The following is a 21,055-nucleotide window of genomic DNA, read 5'->3' as shown; positions in this document are numbered from 1 at the left end:
GCCACGATCGCGGCGACACCCACCACCCACGGCCAGCGCGCGGTGCTGCGCTCGTCGTCAGCATCGGCGGACTCGTCGAAGTCGTCGTAGTCGTAGAGACCCAGATCGGCCGGCATGTAGGGGCCGCTGGTGAAGTGCTCGGACTCCGGAGCCGAGTAGGCCCGCGAGTAGGCGTCCGTCTCGTCGGTCTGGTTCGCAGCCAGTTCGGCGCTGTCCTCGAACGGTTCCGGCTCGGCCTCGCCATCGGCGGCGGCGCCGCGTTCCAGGTCGTCGTCCGGCGCGTCGCCGGGGTCCGGTTCGTGGCTGATCGGGTCGGCATGGTCGGGTTCGTCAGGATCCCATCCCGGGGGTCTCGACCCGCTCATCTTTGCCTTTGCCTACCCTGTTCGACGGCCTCACCTGCGCACAAGACTCCGCGATCACATCGTGGCGGGCGCGCTGGGACGCTTCTCGTTTGCCTGGGCAAAACACTACCGAACCCCAAAGGGGCAAAGCCGTCGTGGCGAACGGCCCACCAATCACGTGATCTGATTGTGACCTTTATGCCGCGAATCAGTGCTTCTCGGGACCGATGTAGTACTCGAAGACCAGCCCGGCCACCGACGTCAGGACGAACATCACCCCGGCGACGATCAGCCACGGCAACCACAGCGCGATGCCCACCGCGACCACCGAAGCCGACAGCGCGACCAGAATCGGCCACCAGCTGTGCGGGCTGAAGAAGCCCAATTCGCCTGCTCCGTCACTGATCTCGGCGCCCTCGTAGTCCTCGGGCCGGGTGTCCAGCCGGCGCGCAACGAACCGGAAAAAGGTCGCCGTGATCAACGCCAGGCCACCGGTCAGCACCAGCGCGGTGGTGCCCGCCCACTCCACACCACCGGTGGCGAAGATCGCGGTCAGCACCCCGTAGAGCACCGCAACCACAATGAAGAACCCGGCGATGACTTCGAATAGCCTGGCTTCGATATGCATTTGGTGTCCTAACCTACTGGCTTCCGGCCAATTGACCGCGCTTGGTGTCGAACGGATGAGTGGTCACCGCGAGCGGGGGCTGTCCGATCGCCTGCAACGCCTCGGCGTTGCTCTTTCCGTTCATCCGCTGCTGCAGGTAGGCCTTGAAATCGTTGGGCGCCACCACCCGAACTTCGAAGTTCATCATCGAGTGATAGGTGCCGCAGAACTCGGCGCAGTGGCCCACGAACGCACCCGGCGTCTGGATCTCTTCGGTCTGGAAGACATGCACCGAGTTGTTGGCGTCGGCGTTGGGGATCACGTCGCGCTTGAACAGGAACTCCGGCACCCAGAACGTGTGGACCACGTCCGCGGACGCCAGGTCGAATTCGATGCGCTTGCCGGTGGGCAGCACCAGCACCGGGATCTCCTCGCTGGAGCCCAGCGTCTCGACCTTGTCGAAGTTCAGATACTGCCGGTCCGAGGTGTTCAGCCCGCGGACGGGACCCACACGCTCCTCGCCGTGGGCGTCCTTGCCCTCCGGCTTGGACACCATCGCCTTCTTGCGCGCCGGGTCGGTGCCGTCATAGGTCAGCGTGCCGTCTTTGAAGTTGACCTTCTGATAGCCGAACTTCCAGTTCCACTGGAAGGCCGTGACATCGATCACAACCTCGGGGTTCTTGTCCAGGTGCAGCATCTTCTCCTGCACCACGACGGTGAAGTAGAACAGCACCGAGATGATGAGGAACGGCGTCACCGTGAGCACCAGCTCCAGCGGCATGTTGTAGCCGAACTGCCGGGGCAGCACGGTGTCGGTCGCCTTCTTGCGGTGGAAGATCGAGGCCCAGAAAATCAGGCCGAACACGATGAGGCCGACGACCAACGACGCGATCACCGCGCCGATCCACAGTTCACGGTTGAGGTGGGCCTCCGGGGTGATGCCCCGCGGCCAGCCCAATGCCAGCGCGTCCGCCCAACTGCTGCATCCGCTCAGCAACAACGCCAGCACGCCCAGCGTCAGGGCCAGCGCGAAGGGCCGAAGACGACGGGAAAGACCCTTCGCTTGGCGCCCGGAGCCCCCGGAATGGCGCCGAAACCTGCCCTGCGACAAACGTTGCGAACGGTCCTGCTCGCGAGGGGTCACGTTAGCGCCTCCTGCTCGGATATCGAATACTACGCAGCGTAGACCACGCGCCTGAGCCGGGCGACGAAACCCCGGCCCGCCGGTGCGCCCGGCCATTCACGACGTGCCGGGTGCGAGGTCCACGCACGCCCCCGAAGTGGGGCATACTGGGGCGCCGTGTGTGGTCTGCTGGCGTTCGTTGCTGCCCCGGATGGCTCCGATAAAGAAGCGGCCGCCGCCCGCGCCGACGATGCCATCGCGCGCGCGTCGCACTCGATGCGCCACCGCGGGCCCGACGAGCCGGGCACCTGGGTGGACCCAGACACCGACGGCTCCGTCGTCTTCGGCTTCAACCGGCTCTCCATCATCGACATCGCGCATTCGCATCAGCCGCTGCGCTGGGGGCCGCCCGAGGCGCCCGACCGTTACGTGCTGGTGTTCAACGGCGAGATCTACAACTACCTCGAGCTGCGCGAGGAACTGGCCGGCCGGCATGGTGCCGTCTTCGCCACCGACGGTGACGGCGAGGCCGTCGTCGCCGGGTACCACTACTGGGGCACCGACGTCTTGGCGCGGCTGCGCGGCATGTTCGCGTTCGCGCTGTGGGACACCGTCACTCGCGAATTGTTCTGCGCCCGTGACCCTTTCGGCATCAAGCCGCTGTTCATGGCGACCGGCACCGGCGGCACGGCGGTGGCCAGCGAGAAGAAGTGCCTGCTGGACCTGGCCGAGCTGATCGGGTTCGACATCGGAATCGACGAGCGGGCCGTGCAGCACTACACCGTGCTGCAGTACGTGCCCGAGCCCGAGACGCTGCACCGCGGGGTGCGCCGGCTGGAATCGGGCTGCTACGCCCGGATCCGCCCAGACCTCCTGCAACCGGAGGTCACCCGGTATTTCGTGCCGCGCTTCGCCGCGGTGCCGATCACCCGCGACACCGAACAGGCCCGCTACGACGAGATCACCGCGGTGCTCGAGGACTCGGTGGCCAAGCACATGCGCGCCGACGTCACCGTCGGGGCGTTCCTGTCCGGGGGGATCGACTCCACCGCCATCGCGGCGCTGGCCATCCGGCACAACCCCCGGCTGATCACGTTCACCACCGGCTTCGAGCGGGAGGGCTTCTCCGAGATCGACGTCGCGGTGGCCTCGGCCGAGGCGATCGGGGCCCGCCACATCGCCAAGGTGGTCAAGCCCGACGAGTTCGTCGCCGCCCTGCCCGAGATCGTCTGGTATCTCGACGAGCCGGTGGCCGACCCGGCGCTGGTGCCGCTGTTCTTCGTCGCCCGCGAGGCCCGCAAGCACGTCAAGGTGGTGCTGTCCGGCGAAGGCGCCGACGAGTTGTTCGGCGGCTACACGATCTATCGAGAGCCGTTATCGCTCAAGCCCTTTGACTATCTGCCGCGGCCGCTGCGGCGATCGGTGGGCAAGATGAGCAGGCCGCTGCCCGAGGGGATGCGGGGCAAAAGCCTGCTGCACCGCGGCTCCCAGACGCTCGAGGAGCGCTACTACGGCAATGCCCGCAGCTTCTCCGACGCGCAGCTGCGCGGCGTGCTGCCCGGGTTCCGCGAGGAGTGGACCCACACCGACGTCACCGCGCCGGTGTACGCCGAATCGGCGGGCTGGGATCCGGTGGCCCGCATGCAGCACATCGACCTGTTCACCTGGCTGCGCGGCGACATCCTGGTCAAGGCCGACAAGATGACGATGGCCAACTCGCTGGAGCTCCGGGTGCCGTTCCTTGATCCCGAGGTCTTCGCCGTCGCCTCCCGGTTGCCCGTCGAGGCGAAGATCACCCGCACGACGACGAAGTACGCGCTGCGGCGCGCGCTGGAGCCGATCGTTCCGGCGCACGTGCTGCACCGGCCCAAGCTCGGGTTCCCGGTGCCGATCCGGCACTGGCTGCGCGCCGGCGAGCTGCTGGAGTGGGCCTACGCGACGGTGGACGCCTCGCAGGCCGATCGCCTGGTCGACAAGGCCGCCGTGCGCCGGATGCTCGACGAGCACCGCAGCGGCGTCAGCGATCACAGCCGCCGGCTGTGGACGCTGCTGATCTTCATGCTCTGGCACGCGATCTTCGTCGAGCACAGCGTGGTGCCCCGGATCAGCGAGCCGGTGTACCCCGTGCAGCTCTAGGGCTGGCCCGCGGTGTCGCTCCGGGCCTCTAGGCCAGGACCGCGGTGATCTCGGCGGCCGCCTCGTCGCCGTAGGCGTCGGCCAACCGGGTCTTGGCGACCGCGAGGTCCCACGTCCACTCCTGGGTGCCGGTGGACTCCAGCACCAGCACCGCGACCAGCGAGCCCAGCTGCGCCGACCGCTCGAGGCTCAGCCCGGCGGTGCGGCCGGTGAGGAAACCCGCCCGGAACGCGTCGCCGACGCCGGTGGGGTCGGTCTGGCTGGTCTCGGGCACCACGCCGACGTGAGTGGTGGTCCCGTCGCGCTCGACGATGTCGACGCCCTTGGCGCCCAGCGTGGTCACCCGCAGGTCGACCTTCTTCTGCACGTCGGCCTCGGACCAGCCGGTCTTGGAGCGCAGCAGCTCCCATTCGTAGTCGTTGGTGAACAGGTAGGCCGCGCCGTCGACGAGTTTGTCGATCTCCTCGCCGGACAGGCGGGGCAGCTGCTGGGACGGGTCGGCGGCGAATGCCAGGCCGAGCTTGCGGCACTCCTCGGTGTGCACCACCATCGCGTCCGGGTCGTTGGCACCGATGATCACCAGGTCCGGCTTGCCCGCGGACGCGATGTCGGCGAGCTTGATGTTGCGGGCCTCCGACATGGCGCCGGGATAGAAGGATGCAATCTGGGCCATGTCCTCATCGGTGGTGCAGACGAATCGCGCGGTTTTCGCGGTTTGCGAGATCAGCACGTGGTCGCAATTGACGCCGTGCGACTGCAGCCACTCGCGGTACTCGCCGAAGTCGTCGCCGGCCGCCCCGACCAGCGCCACGTCGCCGCCCAGCACGCCGATGGCGAAGGCGATGTTGCCCGCCACGCCGCCGCGGTGAATCACCAGGTCGTCAACCAGAAAACTCAGGGACACCTTCTGCAGGTGCTCGGCCAGCAGGTGCTCGGAAAATCGGCCGGGAAACCGCATCAGATTGTCGGTCGCAATCGAACCTGTCACCGCGATTGTCACGAAAACTCCATCCTTCGTTAGTAAGGTTATCTAGCTTACCCACGGGCCCTGACCGTCGCTGTGTGCACGGTCGGCGCGAGGCCGTGCGCTAGCCTCCCTAGGGAACTCACTCAAGTCGCCGGGATCACATTGCTCGGGCCGCAACCCGCTTGCAGTCCCGTCTACCACCGTAGGAGAACCACGATGGCAGGTCCGCACTCGCCGAACCACACCGTCGGCGGCGACAGCGGGGGCCCGAGCGGACATGAGCCCCCACGCGAATCCCAGCCAGTCGAGTTCCCCGATGACCCCAACGTCGGTGACCCGGGCTTCGGCGGCCCAGTTCCGCAGGCCGGACCTGCTCCACCCAATTATGCCGGGCAGCCTCCCGCGCCGGTCCCGTACCCGCCGCAACGGTCCAAGCGGGGGCTGATCGTCGGCGTCGTGCTGGCCATCGCGCTCGTCGCGGTGCTGACGGTGGCCATCGTCTACGGGGTCCGCACCAACGGGGCCAACACCGGCGCCACATTCTCCGAGAGCGCGGCGAAGACGGCCATCCAGGGCTATCTGGACGCGCTCGAGCGCCGCGACATCAACGAGATCGCGCGCAACGCGCTGTGCGGGCTGTACGACGGCGTCCAGGACAAACGATCCGACCAGGCCCTGGCCAAGCTCAGCAGCGACGCGTTCCGCAAGCAGTTCTCCGAGGTCGAGCTGACCTCGATCGACAAGATCGTCTACCTGTCGCAGTACCAGGCTCAGGCGTTGTTCACCATGCGGGTGTCCCCGGTGAGCGGCGGCCCGATGCACGGGCAGGTGCAGGGCATCGCGCAGCTGCTGTTCCAGCGCGGGCAGATCATGGTCTGCTCGTACGTGCTGCGCACCGGCGGCTCGTACTGAACGCACACCGTCAGCCGGACTGCACAGCCCGGCTGACGGATTTGCGGGATCTAACCGATCAGTTGAACGAGTCGCCGCAGGCGCACGAGCCGGTGGCGTTGGGGTTGTCGATGGTGAAGCCCTGCTTCTCGATGGTGTCCACGAAGTCAATGGACGCGCCTTCGACGTAGGGCGCGCTCATCCGGTCCACCGTCAGCTTCACACCGCCGAACTCCGCGGTCAGGTCGCCGTCCAGCGCCCGGTCGTCGAAGAAGAGGTTGTAGCGCAGGCCGGCGCAGCCGCCCGGCTGCACCGCGATACGCAGCGCCAGGTCGTCGCGGCCCTCCTGGTCCAGCAGGGACTTTGCCTTGGTGGCGGCGGCCTCGGTCAGGATCACGCCGTGCGTCGTCGTGGCGTTCGACTCGTTCTGCACCGTCATTGCTTCTCCTACATGCCTCATCGTTGGGTGGGGTCGATCAAGCCCGAAATCGCCGGCTTGCGCCGGGCGATCCGGACCGCCCGAAAGTCCACTCCATCAACGGTACCTTGCAGGACCGCTATTCCCGAGTCGCGCCGCAACTACGGATGCCAGCCCCATGAGCTGGTTGGCCGCGTCGGCCTGGGCCAGCCGCACCGATCCGGCATGCTCGGCGATGGATAACGCCGCCATGATGCCCGACGAGCGCACCGTCGCGTTGGCCAAGTCGACCTGGCCGGCCAGCACAACCACCGGAATCCCCCGCGGCCGGGCCGCGTCGGCGAGAAAACCCACCACCTTGCCGTGCAGGGACTGCTCGTCGAACCGGCCCTCACCGGTGACGATCATGTCCGCCGTGTCCAGGTCGTCGGACAGCCGGGTGTGCTCGGCGATGATGGCCGCCCCGGACTCGCAGCGGCCGCCGAGCGCCAGCAGCCCGGCGCCGATGCCGCCGGCGGCACCGGCGCCCGGCTCCGCACTCACGTCCCGTCCGGCCACCGCTTCCAGGATCAGCGCCCACGCCTGCAGCCGAACTTCCAGCGCCGCGACGGTGGCCGTGTCGGCGCCCTTCTGCGGCCCGAACACCCGGGCCGCCCCCCACGGGCCCAGCATCGGGTATTCGGTGTCGGAGGCGGCGATCAACTCCACGTTGCCCAGTTGCCGGCGGGCGGTGTCCAGGCCGCCGAGTTCGGCGATCATGCCCTGCCCGCCGTCGGTGCAGGCGCTGCCGCCCAGGCCGACCACGATGCGCGTCGCCCCGACCCGCAGCGCCTCGGCGATCAGTTGCCCTACACCTTTGCTGTGCGCCGCCATGGCGGTCTCCGGGGTGGGCGGTCCGCCGACCAGCGCCAGGCCGCACGCCTGCGCGCACTCCAGGTAGGCGGTGGCCGCGCCGCGGTCGAACACCCAATCGGCTTCGACCATGGCTTTCAGCGGTCCGGACACCCGCAGGCGCCGCGGCTCGCCCAGCCGGCTGGCGAGCACCTCGACGAAGCCCGGGCCGCCGTCGGATTGCGGGGCGACGATGAACCGGTCACCAGGACGTGACCGGGTCCAGCCGGTCGCGATCGCGGCGGAGGCTTCCAGCGCCGACATGCTGTCGGCGTAGCAGTCCGGGGCCACCAGGACCTGCATGGCGGGCAGCTGAAGGCGGCCGGGGGCCAGGCCGGGACCATCATCATCCGAGGCCATCGACCCGTCGTCCATCAAAGGGTGCCGTTCATCACGTGTAAGAGTAGGGCCAAGTGCGGTACTAACGCAGGTCTAATAGCAAGGCATTCCAGGCGAATTCCAGCGCGCGTCACCCGCGAAGTAACCTGGCCACTGTGAAGCTGTTGGGCCGTAAGAAGGGTCAGGACACCGATCTCGACGAGAGCGGCACCGCGTCGGGTGCCGCCGGCGTTGCTGGCGCCTCGGGCGACGCGACCCGTGAGGCGCAGCGGACCGGCCCGAAGGGCCGCCCCACGCCCAAGCGCAATGACGCCCGCCGCAACGCCAGGAAGGGACCGATCGCGCCCGCGCCGATGACCGCGTCCGAGGCGCGGGCCCGGCGCAAATCGCTGGCCGGACCCAAGCTCAGCCGCGAGGAGCGCCAGGCGGACAAGGCCGCCGGCCGCGCCCGCATGTCGGATCGCCGGGCGAAGATGATGGCCGGCGAAGAGGGCTACCTGTTGCCGCGCGACCAGGGCCCCATCCGCCGCTACGTGCGCGACGTTGTCGACTCCCGGCGCAATCTGCTGGGCCTGTTCATGCCGTCGACCCTGTTCCTGATGTTCGCCATGTTCGGCGTCCCGCAGCTGCAGCTGTGGGTGTCGCCGGCCATGCTGGTGCTGATGGCCGTGATGAGCGTCGACGGCCTGATCCTGGGCCGCAAGGTCAGCAGGCTGGTCGACGCCAAGTTCCCCAGCAACACCGAAAGCCGTTGGAAGCTAGGCCTTTACGCCGCCGGCCGGGCGTCTCAGATGCGCCGGTTGCGCGCGCCGCGGCCCCAGGTCAAGCACGGCGCCAGTGTCGATTAAAGCTCGCCAGAAAGCGGGCTGACACCGGTGCGCACCCTGGTGCTCGGCGGGATCAGGTCAGGCAAATCGCAGTGGGCGGAGGAAGCCATCGCCGACGGGTTGCCGCCCGGGCAGGCGGTTCACTACCTGGCGCCCGGGCCGGCCGGGCACGACGACGCGGCCTGGGCGCACCGGATCGCCCAGCACCGCGGCCGCCGGCCCGAGCACTGGTCCACGATCGAAACCGACGACATCGCAACGCAATTGCGCCAGTCGCCGGGCACCCCCACTCTGGTCGACGACCTGGGCACCTGGCTGACCGGCGCCCTGGACCGCACCAACGCCTGGGATGGCGGCTCGGTCGCGGCTCCCGTCGATGACGTGCTGGCCGCGGTCGGCGACTTCGCTTCCCCGCTGGTGCTGGTCAGCCCGGAGGTCGGGTTGACCGTCGTGCCCGCGACCGCCGCCGGACGCCGGTTCGCCGACGAACTGGGCAGCCTCAACCAGCGCCTCGCCCGGTTGTGCGACCGGGTGGTGCTGGTGGTGGCCGGGCAGCCGGTGCCGATCAAACCGGCGGGGGCCTGATGGAATTCGCCACCGTCTCGCCGCCCGATGCCGGCGTCGCCGCCGCCGCCCGCGCCCGCCAGGACACCCTGACCAAACCCCGGGGGGCGCTGGGCCGCCTCGAGGATTTGTCGGTGTGGGTCGCGTCGTGCCAAGGGCAGTGCCCGCCAAAGCAATTCGAGCGCGCCCGGGTGGTGGTGTTCGCCGGCGACCACGGCGTCGCCCGGTCGGGCGTGTCGGCCTATCCGCCGGAGGTGACGGCGCAGATGGTCGCCAACTTCGATGCCGGCGGGGCCGCGATCAACGCCCTCGCCGACATCGCCGGGGCGACGGTGCGGGTCGCGGACCTGGCGGTCGATGCGGACCCGCTGACCGAACGGATCGGCGCGCACAAGGTGCGCCGCTCCAGCGGCGACATCCGGGTCGAGGACGCGTTGAGCGACGACGAGACCGCTCGGGCGCTCGCCGCCGGCGCCGCCATCGCCGACGAGGAGGTCGACGCCGGCGCCGACCTGCTGATCGCCGGCGACATGGGGATCGGAAACACCACGGCCGCAACGGTGTTGGTGGCGGCCCTGACGAACGCCGAGCCCGTCGTGGCGGTGGGCTTCGGGACCGGGATCGATGACGCCGGGTGGGCCCGCAAGACGGCCGCGGTACGTGACGCCCTGTTTCGCGCGCGGCAGGTGCTGCCCGATCCGGTCGCGCTGCTGCGCCGCGCCGGCGGCGCGGACCTGGCCGCGATGGCCGGCTTCTGCGCGCAGGCCGCGGTGCGGCGCACGCCGCTGCTGCTCGACGGCATGGCGGTGACGGCGGCCGCGCTGGTCGCCGAGCACCTGGCGCCGGGAGCGCGGCTGTGGTGGCAGGCCGGTCACCGGTCCACCGAGCCCGCCCACGGCTTGGCGCTGACGGCGCTGGACCTGGAGCCGATTCTCGACCTGCGAATGCGGCTGGGCGAGGGCACCGGCGCCGCGCTCGCGCTGCCCGTGCTGCGCGCCGCGGTGGCCGCCCTGTCATCGATGGCGACGTTCGCCCAGGCCGGTGTGTCCGACCGCGCCGACGGTGCCGATCAGGCCGCTTCCCCGTCGTGATCCGTTCGCTGGCAACGGCTTTCGCGTTTGGGACCGTGCTGCCCATCCCGGGCAACGCGCCGATGGGCCGCGGCGCCATGACCGCGCTGCCGGTGGTGGGCGCCGCGCTGGGGGCGCTGGCCGCGGCCGTGACCTGGGGTGGCGCGTGGGTCTTCGGCCGGTCCAGCCCGCTGCCCGGGCTGCTCGCGATCGCGGTGCTGCTGCTTGCGACCCGCGGCCTGCATGTCGACGGCGTCGCCGACACCGCCGACGGCCTGGGCTGCTACGGGACGCCGCAGCGGGCGCTGGCGGTGATGCGTGCGGGGTCGGCCGGGCCGTTCGGCGTCGCCGCCGTCGTCGTGGTGATCATGCTGCAGGCACTGGCCTTTTCGGCGCTGGGGGCCACCGGACGGGTCGTCCCCGGGGTGGCCGCGGTGGCCGTGGCGGTTTTCGCGGGCCGGGTGACCGCGGTGCTGGCCGGCCACCGGTCGGTGCCGGCCGCCGACGGCAGTGCCCTGGGCGTCCGGGTCGCCGGAAGCCAGCCGACGCTGGTGGTGGCGGCCTGGGTCGCGGTCCTGCTGGCCGCCTCGCTGCCGGCCGGGCCACGGCCGTGGCAGGGACCGGTGGCGGTGCTGCTGGGGTTGGGCTGCGGGGCAATCCTGGTGCGGCACTGCGTGCGCCGATTCGGCGGCATCACCGGTGACGTGCTGGGCGCCGCGATCGAGCTGACCACGACGGTGACCGCGGTGCTGCTCGCGGGTGCGGTGCGGTTCTAACCCAGCCGGGCCATCCAGCCGTGGGTGTCGGCGAAAGTGCCGCGTTGGATCCCGGTCAGCGTGTCCCGCAACGCCATCGTCACCTCGCCGGGCTGGCCGTCGGCGACGGTGAATTCGGCGTCGCCGTATTTCACGTGCGAGACCGGCGTGATGACCGCGGCGGTACCGCAGGCGAACACCTCGGTGATCTCCCCGGCGGCGGCCTTCTTCTGCCACTCGTCGATATCGATCTTGCGTTCCTCGACGGAGAATCCGGCGTCAATGGCCAACTGCAGCAAGGAGTTCCGCGTGATGCCGGGCAACAGCGAGCCGGACAGCTCCGGGGTGACCAGCCGCGCCGATCCGCCGCTGCCGAACACGAAGAAGATGTTCATCCCGCCCATCTCTTCGACGAAGCGCCGCTCGACGGCGTCCAGCCACACCACCTGGTCGCAGTCGTTGGCCGCCGCCTCGGCCTGGGCCGACAACGAGGCCGCGTAGTTGCCGCCGAACTTGGCCGCGCCGGTGCCGCCGGGGCTGGCCCGCACGTACTCCGTCGACACCCAGACGGTGACCGGGCTGATGCCGCCCTTGAAATAGGCGCCGGCCGGCGAGGCGATCACCAGGTAGCGGTACCGCTTGGACGGCCGCACACCCAGCCCGGGCTCGGTGGCGATGACGAACGGCCGCAGGTACAGCGCCTCCTCGCCGCCGGCCGCCGGAACCCAGGCGTTGTCGACGGCGATCAGCTGGCGCAGCGACTCCATGAACAGCTCTTCGGGCAGCTCCGGGATGGCGAGCCGCCGCGCCGAGGACCGCAGCCGGGCGGCGTTGGCCTCGGCGCGAAACGACACGATCGAGCCGTCGGCCCAGCGGTACGCCTTGAGCCCCTCGAAGATCTCCTGCGCGTAGTGCAGCACGATCGCCGACGGGTCCAGCTCGATGGGGCCGTACGGGATCACGCGCGCGTTGTGCCAGCCTTCGCCGGCGTCGTCGTAGTCGATCGACACCATGTGATCGGTGAAGTACTTGCCGAAACCCGGCTCGGCCAGGATGGTTTCGCGTTCAGCGTCGGTTGCCGGACTTGCCGAGCGCGAAACCGTGAACTCGAGGGAGCCACTGGTCATTGGCCGATTGTATATCCGCCTACCGAATCGGATTTCGCCCGCGCAAGCGGCGCGGCTAGCGGGTTTTCACCGCGACGAACGGCGGGCGCACCACTTCGCACGCGGCGGGGCGGCCGCGGACGTCGACGGTGACCTCCTGACCGTCCTGTACTCCGGCATCGGCGTCGATGAGCGCCAAAGCGATCCCGGCTTGCAGCGTCGGGGAGAACGTGCCCGAGGTGGTGACCCCCACCGGCATGTCGCCGGCGAGCACCGTGAGCCCGGCGCGCAGCACTCCGCGGCCCACCATCCGCAGCCCGCGCAGCAGTCGTGCCGGGCCGGCCTCCTTCTCGGCCAGCAGGGCGTCGCGGCCGAAGAACGCGTCCTTCTTCCAGCCGATCGCCCAGCCGCAGCGGGCCTGCAGCGGGGAGATGTCGAGCGCGAGTTCGTGGCCGTGCAGCGGATAGCCCATCTCGGTGCGCAGGGTGTCGCGCGCACCCAGGCCGGCCGGCTCGCCGCCTGCCGCGCTGACCGCATCGGCCAGCGCGTCGAACACCACACCGGCGGAGTCCCACGGCGGCAGCAGCTCGTAGCCGTGCTCGCCGGTGTAGCCGGTGCGGCAGACCCGCACCGGCACGCCGGAGAACGAGGTGTCGGCGTACGCCATGTAGTCCATGTCGGTGGGCAGGCCCAGCTGCCCGAGCACGTCGGCCGACCGCGGTCCCTGTACGGCCAGCACCGCGAACGAGCGGTGCTGGTTGGTGATGGTCAGCCCGGCCGGGGCGGCGGCCTGCAGCGCCTCGACCACGGCGGCGGTGTTGGCCGCGTTGGGCACCAGGAAGATCTCGTCGTCGTCGACGTAATAAGCGATCAGGTCGTCGATGACGCCACCGGATTCGGTGCAGCACAACGTGTATTGCGCCTTGCCGGGCCCGATCCGGTTCAAGTCGTTGGTGAGCGCGGAGTTGACGAACTGCGCCGCCCCCGGCCCGCGAACCAACGCCTTGCCCAGGTGGCTGACGTCGAAGAGGCCGACCGCGTTGCGCGTCGCGTTGTGCTCGCTGACGGTGCCGGCATACGAGACCGGCATCAGCCAGCCGCCGAACTCGGCGAAATTGGCGCCCAAGCTCCGGTGACGGTCTTCCAGTGGGCCCTTTAGCAGTTCCGGCGCATCGCTCACGACGCCCCACCCTAATCGGCTATGCGGCTGGCAGACTTGGCTAGGTGTCCGATTTCCTGGACTTCGAGGCCCTGGAAGCCGCCGGAATCGCCAACGCCCGCGAGCGGGCCGACCTGATCAAATACTTGAGCGAGTTCGGCTTCACGATCGAGGAGATGGCCGAGGCCGAACGGCGAGGCCGGCTGTTCGGGCTCGCCGGTGATGTCCTGCAATGGTCGGGACCGCCCACCTACACCCTGCAGACCGCGGCCGAGGCGCTCGACGTACGCCCCGACGATGTCGCCCGCGCCTGGGCCCTGCTCGGCCTGACCACCGCGGGTCCCGACATCCCCACGCTCAGCCAGGCCGATGTGGACGCCCTGGCTACCTGGGTGGCGGTCAGGGCCGTGGTGGGTGAGGAAGGCGCATCGGGGATGCTGCGGGTGCTGGGCGCCGCAATGGCCCGGCTCGCCGAGGCCGAGTCGTCGATGATCCGCACCGGGATGCCGGACATCCAGATGGACCAAACCCACGATGAGCTGGCCACCGCGCAGGCCTACCGCACGGCCGCCGAGTTCATTCCCCGGCTCGGGGCGCTGATCGACACCGTGCATCGCCACCACCTGATCGGCGCACGAACGTATTTCGAAGACGTCGTCCAGGACCGGTCGACGAGCGTGACATGCGGCATCGCGTTTGCTGATCTGTCCGGTTTCACCGCGCTGACCCAGACGCTCACACCGGACAAGCTGTCGCGGTTGCTCAACGAATTCGGCGCCACCGTCGCCGACGTGGTGCACGCCGACGGCGGGCGGGTGGTCAAGTTCATCGGCGACGCCGTGATGTGGGTGAGCTCGTCGGCCGAGCGCCTGGTCCAGGCGGCGGCCCACCTGGTCGACCACCCCAGGGCGCGCGAGGCCGGACTGCAGGTCCGCGCCGGACTCGCCTACGGCACGGTTCTGGCGATCAACGGCGACTACTTCGGCAACCCGGTGAACCTCGCCGCGCGACTCGTGGCGGCCGCGGAGCCGGGACAGATACTCGCCGCGCCGACGTTGCACGAGAAATTGCCGAACTGGCCCGCGGTCGCTCATGACCCGTTGACGCTCAAGGGATTTGACGACCCGGTGCCGGTTTTCGACCTGAGCCCCGGGACGCCGCCGAGCTGAGGTCGCTTCGCGGTGACTAGGGTGGTTACGCGTGAGTACCGAACCGGGATACCAGGCCCCTTCTGTCACCGTCGCCTCCTCGCTGCCACGGCGTGCCGCCGCGTCCACCGTGCTGATCGTGCCCGTCGTCTCGACCGGCGAGGAAGACAAGCCGGGCGCGGCCGTTACGGCGGCCGAGCCGTTCCTGTCCTTCGACGCGGTCGCCGAGATCGAATCCGGTCTGCGGGCGCTGGAGGCCACGGGTGGCGCCGAGCAGGTGCACCGGCTGGTGGTGCCGTCGCTGCCGGTGTCCAGCGTGCTGACGGTCGGCCTGGGCAAACCGCGACCCGAATGGCCGGCCGACACCATCCGTCGCGCCGCCGGTGTGGCCGCGCGGTCGCTCGGCAAGACCGAGTCGGTGATCACTACCCTGGCCGAACTGCCCGGTGAGCGCGTCACCTCGGCCGCCGTCGAGGGCCTGATCCTGGGCAGCTACCGGTTCACCGAATTTCGCAGCGACAAGACTGCACCCAAAGATCAAGGGCTGCGCAAAATCACGGTGCTCGCCACCGCGAAGGACGCCAAGAACGACGCCGCGCACGGCGCCGCCGTCGCGGCCGCGGTCGCCACCGCACGCGACTTCGTCAATACCCCGCCCAGCCACCTGTTCCCCGCCGAATTCGCCAAGCGCGCAAGGGCTTTGGGTGAATCCGTCGGCCTCGAGGTGGAGGTGCTCGACGACAAGGCACTGCAAAAGGGTGGCTACGGCGGGATCATCGGCGTCGGACAGGGCTCGTCGCGGCCACCGCGGCTGGTGCGGTTGATCCACCGCGGGTCGAAGCTCGCCAAGAAACCCAAGCACGCCAAGACGGTCGCGCTGATCGGTAAGGGCGTCACGTTCGACACCGGCGGCATCTCGATCAAGCCGGCTGCCTCCATGCACCACATGACCTCGGACATGGGCGGGGCCGCCGCGGTGATCGCGACCGTCGCGCTGGCCGCGCAGCTGAAACTCCCGATCGACGTGATCGCCACCGTGCCGATGGCCGAGAACATGCCATCGGCCACCGCGCAGCGCCCCGGCGACGTGCTGACGCAGTACGGCGGCATCACGGTCGAGGTGCAGAACACCGACGCGGAGGGCCGGCTGATCCTGGCCGACGCCATCGTGCGGGCGTGCGAGGACAACCCCGACTACCTGATCGAGACGTCCACCCTGACCGGCGCGCAGACGGTGGCGCTGGGCGCCCGGATCCCCGGGGTGATGGGCAGCGACGAGTTCCGCGACCGTGTCGCGTCGATCTCGCAGCAGGTCGGCGAGAACGGCTGGCCGATGCCGCTGCCCGACGAGCTCAAGGAAGACCTGAAGTCCACCGTGGCCGACCTGTCCAACATCAGCGGGCAGCGCTTCGCCGGCATGCTGGTCGCCGGCGTTTTCCTGCGTGAGTTCGTCGCCGACGGCGTGAGCTGGGCGCACATCGACGTGGCCGGCCCGGCCTACAACACCGGCAGCCCGTGGGGCTACTCGCCCAAGGGCTCCACCGGCGTACCGACCCGGACCATGTTCGCGGTCCTGGAGGACATCGCCGAAAACGGCTAGCCGGTCAGCCGTTTGAGCGCGGCCCGGCCCAGCTTGCGGCGCGGCCAGCCGGTCGCGCCGTCGGCGGCCAGCGCGGCGTTGGCCGCGTTGCGCCCGCACGCCCCGTGCACCGAGCCGCCCGGCGTCGCCGACGCGCTGCCCAAATAGAGCCGCTCGACGGGTGTTTCGGCTCGGCCCATCCCGGGCGCGGGGCGAAAGACCGACATCTGATGCAGCTGCGCGGTTCCGCCGTTCAGCGCCCCGAGATGCAGGTTGGCGTCGTTGGCCTCCAGGTCCGACGGCCGTTGCACGAACCGGCCGATCACCGCCGATCCGAAGCCCGGTGCATGCTCTTCGATGACCCGGTCCACCGCCGTGGCCAACCGGTCCGCAGACGCATCGTCGAACACATTCCGCGGCAAATGCGTGTAGGCCCAGACACTTTCGGTGCCGGCCGGCGATCTGCTCGGGTCGGCCGTGGTGGTCTGGCCCAACAACATGAACGGATGCTCGGGTATCACCCGGGTGTTCAGGTCGGCCATCCAGCGGGTCAGCCCATCGCCGTCGGCCCCCAGGTGCACGGTGCCCACCGAGCGCAGGTTTTTCGCCCGCCACGGAATCGGCTCTGCCAGAGCGTAGTTGACCTTCACCACCGGCGGATCCCACTCGTAGTGCTGGAGGTCGCGACGCAGCGCTTCGGGCACCACGTCGGCGGGCAGCATGTCGCAGAACAACCGCGGCGCCGTCACGTCGGCCACCACCGCACGGCGGGCCGTCACCGATCGGCCCTCGGAGGTGGTGACCCCGACCGCGCGGCCGGCCTGCACGTGGATGCGAGAAACGTTCTGATTGCATTCGATTCGCGCCCCGGCCGAGCGGGCGCGTTTCACCAGCGCCGCGGTGAGCTGGCCCGATCCGCCGACCGGAACCGGCCAGCCGCCATCCTGGGCCAGCATCGTCATCAGGAAGCCCATGGCGCCGCTGACCGGCGCGTCCGGGGGGACGTCGGCGTGCATTGCATTGCCCAACAACAACACTCGCGGCGCCTCGCCCTCGAACAGTTGACTCGCCATCGCGTTGGCTGGCTGCACCAGCAGACGCGCGACCCGGACCGCTTCCGGCGTGCCGAGCCTGCGCAGCAGTCTGAGCAAGGGACGCACTGGCGGGAAGGGGGCCAGCATCGCGTCGAGCAGTGGGCCCTTGATCGTGTTCCACAGCTCCACCAGACGCCACCAGTTCTCGCCGTCGGCGGGCGTTCGCCGCGCGAATTCCGCTGCCGTCTGGGCGGGATCGTGGTACACGATGGGCGGGTCGTCATCGACGCCGTTGCGCGGGTGCCCGACCACCGTCGGCGCATGCGACCACCGCAGCCCGTGATCCTCCAACCGCAACGCCGCCATCGCCGGGGACGCGACCGTCATCGGGTAGAAGGAGCTGAACAGGTCGGTGATGTAGCCCGGCGTCAACTCGGCGCTGCGCACCGCCCCGCCCGGTTCGGACTGGGCTTCCAGCACCAACACGTCCCAGCCCGCGTCGGCCAGCATCGACGCCGCCACCAGGCCGTGGTGTCCCGCGCCGATCACGACGGCATCGGCGGTGTCATGCACGGTCACTTCACCTGGCTCGGCTCCAGGCGCTCCGACAACGCCGCCAGCCGCCACAGGCACTCCTTGTTGCGCGGGTAGGCCGCCGCCAGCGCAAGGGAATCGGGAATGGCCGCCATCGGACCCTCGGCGGGCACCTCGATCATCTCGATCCGGCAGCCCTGCGGAATCTCGTGCAGCAGCATGGTGATTCGCGCGGCACCCAGCGGCCCCAGCCGGGCAAGCAGCACCAGCTTGTGCGGCGGTTCGCTCTCCTCCACGATGGTCGCATCGTCGATCACCAACGGCCAGATCCCGATCGAGTGCCTGATCGAGGAACCCGGCTCCGGCCAGTTCGGATCGACGGCCCGCATGCGGCTGTTACCCACCACCCACTGGGTGTAGGTCCAGCCCTGGGCGAGTACCTCCCACACCCGCTCACACGACTCGGGCACGTCACGCGTTGCAGTGATCACCTCAAAAACCCTCCATGTCGTTGGTTACCGCGGCGGATACCCGGCAATCGGGGGGTTATTCGGCCTCGACCTCGGGTTTACCGGGAGTGGACCGCGGTTAATCTCCCAGCGGTCGAAATCCTCGACGACGAAAGGCGAAACCATGACGATGCGACGGTTGATCATCGGTGTGGGCGCCGTGCTGCTCTTGGCCGGAGTCATCGGGCTGTTGGCTCCGGTATCGGTTTCCGACAGCAACGGCCATTCGGTCGGATGCGGAAACGCCGTGGCGACGGACCTTTCCGCGGCCAGAAGCGCGAACAACAGCAGTGGGGCCAATATCCCCATCCTGAACCAGATCATCCCGCACACCGACTATGTCGCGCAGTGCCAGTCGTCGGTGGGTAGTCGGCGCGCGTGGGCGATACCGCTGGCCGTGCTCGGGGTCATCGCGATCGGCGCGACGTTGTTGACCGGACGTCGCGGGGCGAAACCGGGTCTTTAGCCCGCCTCAGATCACCCGCATCCGCGCGGCGTTGCGCAGCCCCTGTGGCGCCAGGCGCGAAAGTCCGTACAGCGCATAGGCTTCCGGCGCCACCGGGCGAATCGGCTTCTTCTTTTTAACGGACGACAGGATCGCGTTGGCGACCTTGTCGGGACCGTAGTGCCGCAGCGCGAACATCTTGCCCAGCTGCCCGCGGCGGCCGTCGACGTCGTCGGACTGCCTTCCCGCCGGTGCGTCGAATCGGGTGGTGTTGATGATGTTCGTGTCGATGACGCCGGGGCAGATCGTGGTGAGCCCCACCCCCGCGGCGTCGAGTTCGGCGCGCAGGCAGTCGGAGAACATGTAGGTCGCCGCCTTGGACGTGCAGTAGGCGTTCAGCGACTGCAGCGGCGCGTAGGCCGCCATCGAGGACACGTTGACGATGTAGCCGCCGGTGCCGCGCTCCACCATCCGCCGGGCGAACGAGCGGCACCCGTTGACCACGCCACCCAGGTTGACGTCGAGCACCCGGTCGAACTGCTCGGGCGGGGTATCCAGGAATCCGCCCGCGTGCCCGATGCCGGCGTTGTTGACGACGATGTCAGGGACGCCGTGCTCGGTGCTGACCCGCTCGGCGTATGCCTCCACCGCCTGCGCGTCGGACACGTCGAGCACGTAGGCGTGCGCGACGCCGCCGCGGGTGGCGATCTCGGCCGCGGTGGCCTTGACGGCCGCCTCGTCGATGTCGCTGATCACCAGCTCGGCGCCTTCGCGCGCGAAGGCGAACGCGGTCTCGCGGCCGATGCCACTGCCGGCGCCGGTGACCGACACCAGGGTGTCGCCGAAAGCGCCGCGGGGACGCCCCACCTGCGCGCGCAGCAGCGCGCGGCTCGGTTGCCCGCCCTCTGCCTGGTCGGCGAACTCGCGCACGGCCGCCGCCATCACCTGCGGGTGTGACATCGGTGAGAAGTGACCGGCCTGGATGTCGCGGCGCCACAGCCGCGGCACGAAGCGCGGGGTGTGGTCGTAGCCGTAGGGCCGCACGTACTTGTCCTTGGTGTTGACGATGAGCTGCACCGGCACGTCGATGACCGCGACGCCCTGCTTGCGACCGGAGAAGGACCGAAAGTAGTTGGCGGGATAGGTTTTCACCGACTGGGCGGCGTCTCTGGCCAGTTTGTCGGAGTGGTGGATCTGTTCGACGGGGATGTTGTCGACCGCGTTGCGCCGCAGCGCCGGAATCGACAGGGTCAGCCGGAGGACCAATGGAGCGAGCACCGGGATCGACAGGAAGATCATGTAGGTCAGCCGCAGCGCCTGGCTGATCGCCCGGACGAACGTGCGCGGCTTCCACGGGGCCCGCAGGCCGCTGAAGATGTAATCGACCAGCTGGTCCTGGGCGGGCCCGGACACCGACGTGAACGTGGCGACCCGGTCATGGGCGCCAGGACGCTTCAGGTAGTGCCAGACCCCCACCGAGCCCCAGTCGTGGGCCAGCACGTGCACGGGCCGGCCCGGGCTCAGCTCGCCGGTCACGGCGGCGAAGTCGTCGGCGAAGCGGTCCATGCTGTAGGCCGACACCGGCTTGGGCACCGAGGACAGGCCGACGCCGCGATTGTCGTAGCGGATGATCCGGAACCGCTCGGCCAGCAGCGGGACGACCCCGTCCCACAACACGTGCGAGTCGGGGAAGCCGTGCACCAGCACGACGGTGGGGCCGTCGGGGTTGCCCTCTTCGTAGACCGCGATGCGGGCGCCGTCGGCGCTGTCGACGAAATGCTGGCGTACTTGTTGTGATGGCGGCATCGGGACCTCCCCGCTCTGGCTGCAGTGGCCACACCGTAGCAAGCGTGATGGGCGTCACCCGACCAACGCGAGGTATCTGCCCTGGATGTGTGCCGACGAGGGCGCAGTGACAGGATAGTTTTGGATTGCTAGTTCGCCTTCCGCAAGAGCTGATCGACCCGCCCCGACCCACGAGCGATCGAGGAGTCAAAAAAGATGGCCTTCTCCGTCCAGATGCCGGCACTCGGTGAGAGCGTCACCGAGGGGACGGTCACCCGCTGGCTCAAGCAGGAAGGCGACACGGTCGAACTCGACGAACCGCTCGTCGAGGTGTCCACCGACAAGGTCGACACCGAAATTCCGTCGCCGGCCGCGGGTGTGCTGACCAAGATCGTCGCCCAGGAGGACGACACCGTCGAGGTCGGCGGCGAGCTGGCCGTCATCGGCGACGCCTCCGAGGGTGGCGCGGCAGGTGGCGACTCACAGCCGGCCGCGCCGGCGCCGAGCCAGCCGGAGCCGCAGGCGCAGGCCCCTGCCCAGCCCGAGCCCCAGCCCGAGTCGCAACCCCAGGCCCAGCCGGAGCCCGCGCCCGCCCAGCAGAGTTCCGGTGGCGGCGCCGCGACCCCGGTGTTGATGCCCGAGCTCGGCGAGTCGGTCGCCGAGGGCACCGTGACCCGCTGGCTCAAGAAGGTCGGCGACTCGGTCCAGGTCGACGACGCGCTCGTCGAAGTGTCCACCGACAAGGTCGACACCGAGATCCCGTCTCCGGTGGCCGGTGTGCTGATCAGCATCACCGCCGAGGAAGACGCCTCTTATACACATCT

Annotated in this window: 20 protein-coding genes and 1 pseudogene; 10 read left to right on the top strand and 11 right to left on the bottom strand. The window is 69.5% G+C overall.

The window, feature by feature from the left end; translation table 11 throughout:
- From A5760_RS04505 to A5760_RS04495, 3 genes and pseudogenes are all read right to left on the bottom strand, one after another.
- Positions 1 to 365, bottom strand: a pseudogene (locus tag A5760_RS04505) (hypothetical protein); the annotation flags it as partial.
- Between the two features lie 187 nt (positions 366 to 552).
- Entirely contained in the window at positions 553 to 972 is a 420-nt protein-coding gene (locus A5760_RS04500; RefSeq protein WP_064878092.1) for a cytochrome c oxidase subunit 4, read from the bottom strand.
- Positions 973 to 985: 13 nt separating this feature from the next.
- Positions 986 to 2,095: a cytochrome c oxidase subunit II gene (locus A5760_RS04495; RefSeq protein ID WP_082279328.1), complete on the bottom strand. Its 1,110-nt coding sequence runs from the start codon at positions 2,093 to 2,095 to the stop codon at positions 986 to 988.
- 156 nt (positions 2,096 to 2,251) lie between these two features.
- Here A5760_RS04495 and asnB point away from each other — a divergent pair, with 156 nt between their 5' ends.
- Positions 2,252 to 4,210 carry an asparagine synthase (glutamine-hydrolyzing) gene (gene asnB, locus A5760_RS04490; protein WP_064878090.1) on the top strand — a complete coding sequence of 653 codons (1,959 nt, stop codon included), beginning with the start codon at positions 2,252 to 2,254 and terminating at the stop codon, positions 4,208 to 4,210.
- Positions 4,211 to 4,238: 28 nt separating this feature from the next.
- Here the strand turns inward: asnB and A5760_RS04485 are convergent, their stop codons facing one another.
- Positions 4,239 to 5,210, bottom strand: coding sequence for a carbohydrate kinase family protein (locus A5760_RS04485; protein WP_064878088.1), 972 nt, complete (start codon positions 5,208 to 5,210; stop codon positions 4,239 to 4,241).
- 183 nt (positions 5,211 to 5,393) lie between these two features.
- Between A5760_RS04485 and A5760_RS04480 the strand changes: the two genes are divergently transcribed.
- Complete coding sequence (locus A5760_RS04480; protein WP_064878086.1) at positions 5,394 to 6,089, top strand: hypothetical protein; 696 nt, start codon at positions 5,394 to 5,396, stop codon at positions 6,087 to 6,089.
- A gap of 58 nt (positions 6,090 to 6,147) precedes the next feature.
- On the opposite strand, the gene A5760_RS04475 is transcribed toward A5760_RS04480, so the two are convergent.
- Both A5760_RS04475 and A5760_RS04470 read right to left on the bottom strand, forming a co-directional pair.
- Positions 6,148 to 6,507: a HesB/IscA family protein gene (locus A5760_RS04475; protein WP_007770699.1), complete on the bottom strand. Its 360-nt coding sequence runs from the start codon at positions 6,505 to 6,507 to the stop codon at positions 6,148 to 6,150.
- 96 nt (positions 6,508 to 6,603) lie between these two features.
- Positions 6,604 to 7,680, bottom strand: coding sequence for a glycerate kinase (locus tag A5760_RS04470; protein WP_064878094.1), 1,077 nt, complete (start codon positions 7,678 to 7,680; stop codon positions 6,604 to 6,606).
- 191 nt (positions 7,681 to 7,871) lie between these two features.
- Between A5760_RS04470 and A5760_RS04465 the strand changes: the two genes are divergently transcribed.
- The 4 genes from A5760_RS04465 to A5760_RS04450 are packed head-to-tail and all read left to right on the top strand — an operon-like array spanning position 7,872 to position 10,953.
- Positions 7,872 to 8,564 carry a DUF3043 domain-containing protein gene (locus A5760_RS04465; protein ID WP_064878084.1) on the top strand — a complete coding sequence of 231 codons (693 nt, stop codon included), beginning with the start codon at positions 7,872 to 7,874 and terminating at the stop codon, positions 8,562 to 8,564.
- A gap of 27 nt (positions 8,565 to 8,591) precedes the next feature.
- Positions 8,592 to 9,128: a bifunctional adenosylcobinamide kinase/adenosylcobinamide-phosphate guanylyltransferase gene (locus A5760_RS04460; protein ID WP_064878082.1), complete on the top strand. Its 537-nt coding sequence runs from the start codon at positions 8,592 to 8,594 to the stop codon at positions 9,126 to 9,128.
- Positions 9,125 to 10,198, top strand: coding sequence for a nicotinate-nucleotide--dimethylbenzimidazole phosphoribosyltransferase (cobT, locus tag A5760_RS04455; protein WP_155764204.1), 1,074 nt, complete (start codon positions 9,125 to 9,127; stop codon positions 10,196 to 10,198). Before A5760_RS04460 ends, cobT begins: the two co-directional genes overlap by 4 nt.
- Positions 10,195 to 10,953 carry an adenosylcobinamide-GDP ribazoletransferase gene (locus A5760_RS04450; protein WP_064878078.1) on the top strand — a complete coding sequence of 253 codons (759 nt, stop codon included), beginning with the start codon at positions 10,195 to 10,197 and terminating at the stop codon, positions 10,951 to 10,953. The genes cobT and A5760_RS04450 overlap by 4 nt, the downstream gene beginning before the upstream one ends.
- Here A5760_RS04450 and A5760_RS04445 read toward each other — a convergent pair.
- Entirely contained in the window at positions 10,950 to 12,059 is a 1,110-nt protein-coding gene (locus tag A5760_RS04445) for a branched-chain amino acid aminotransferase (RefSeq protein WP_064878075.1), read from the bottom strand. The genes A5760_RS04450 and A5760_RS04445 overlap by 4 nt on opposite strands.
- A 55-nt stretch (positions 12,060 to 12,114) precedes the next feature.
- Positions 12,115 to 13,218, bottom strand: coding sequence for a glycine cleavage system aminomethyltransferase GcvT (gene gcvT / locus A5760_RS04440; RefSeq protein ID WP_064878073.1), 1,104 nt, complete (start codon positions 13,216 to 13,218; stop codon positions 12,115 to 12,117).
- Positions 13,219 to 13,262: 44 nt separating this feature from the next.
- Here gcvT and A5760_RS04435 point away from each other — a divergent pair, with 44 nt between their 5' ends.
- Both A5760_RS04435 and A5760_RS04430 read left to right on the top strand, forming a co-directional pair.
- Positions 13,263 to 14,366 carry an adenylate/guanylate cyclase domain-containing protein gene (locus A5760_RS04435; RefSeq protein WP_064878071.1) on the top strand — a complete coding sequence of 368 codons (1,104 nt, stop codon included), beginning with the start codon at positions 13,263 to 13,265 and terminating at the stop codon, positions 14,364 to 14,366.
- A 31-nt stretch (positions 14,367 to 14,397) separates the two neighbouring features.
- Positions 14,398 to 15,945, top strand: a complete 1,548-nt coding sequence (locus A5760_RS04430) for a leucyl aminopeptidase (protein WP_064878069.1) — start codon at positions 14,398 to 14,400, stop codon at positions 15,943 to 15,945.
- On the opposite strand, the gene A5760_RS04425 is transcribed toward A5760_RS04430, so the two are convergent.
- Together A5760_RS04425 and A5760_RS04420 are read right to left on the bottom strand one after the other, a co-directional pair.
- Positions 15,942 to 17,537, bottom strand: coding sequence for a phytoene desaturase family protein (locus A5760_RS04425; RefSeq protein ID WP_064878067.1), 1,596 nt, complete (start codon positions 17,535 to 17,537; stop codon positions 15,942 to 15,944). The genes A5760_RS04430 and A5760_RS04425 overlap by 4 nt on opposite strands.
- Entirely contained in the window at positions 17,534 to 17,983 is a 450-nt protein-coding gene (locus tag A5760_RS04420) for an SRPBCC family protein (protein WP_064878065.1), read from the bottom strand. Before A5760_RS04420 ends, A5760_RS04425 begins: the two co-directional genes overlap by 4 nt.
- 142 nt (positions 17,984 to 18,125) lie before the next feature.
- Here A5760_RS04420 and A5760_RS04415 point away from each other — a divergent pair, with 142 nt between their 5' ends.
- Positions 18,126 to 18,467, top strand: coding sequence for a hypothetical protein (locus A5760_RS04415; protein ID WP_064878063.1), 342 nt, complete (start codon positions 18,126 to 18,128; stop codon positions 18,465 to 18,467).
- 6 nt (positions 18,468 to 18,473) lie between these two features.
- On the opposite strand, the gene A5760_RS04410 is transcribed toward A5760_RS04415, so the two are convergent.
- Entirely contained in the window at positions 18,474 to 20,252 is a 1,779-nt protein-coding gene (locus tag A5760_RS04410) for an SDR family oxidoreductase (RefSeq protein WP_064878061.1), read from the bottom strand.
- 195 nt (positions 20,253 to 20,447) lie between these two features.
- Here A5760_RS04410 and A5760_RS04405 point away from each other — a divergent pair.
- Positions 20,448 to 21,055 (top strand): biotin/lipoyl-containing protein (locus tag A5760_RS04405; RefSeq protein ID WP_331237086.1); only part of this gene is annotated, 608 nt, incomplete at its 3' end.

This window comes from Mycobacterium colombiense (assembly GCF_001665835.1).
Taxonomy (GTDB): domain Bacteria; phylum Actinomycetota; class Actinomycetes; order Mycobacteriales; family Mycobacteriaceae; genus Mycobacterium; species Mycobacterium colombiense_A.
The sequence above is the reverse complement of the archived record's forward strand: the minus strand, read 5'-3'. Positions and strand labels throughout refer to the sequence as shown.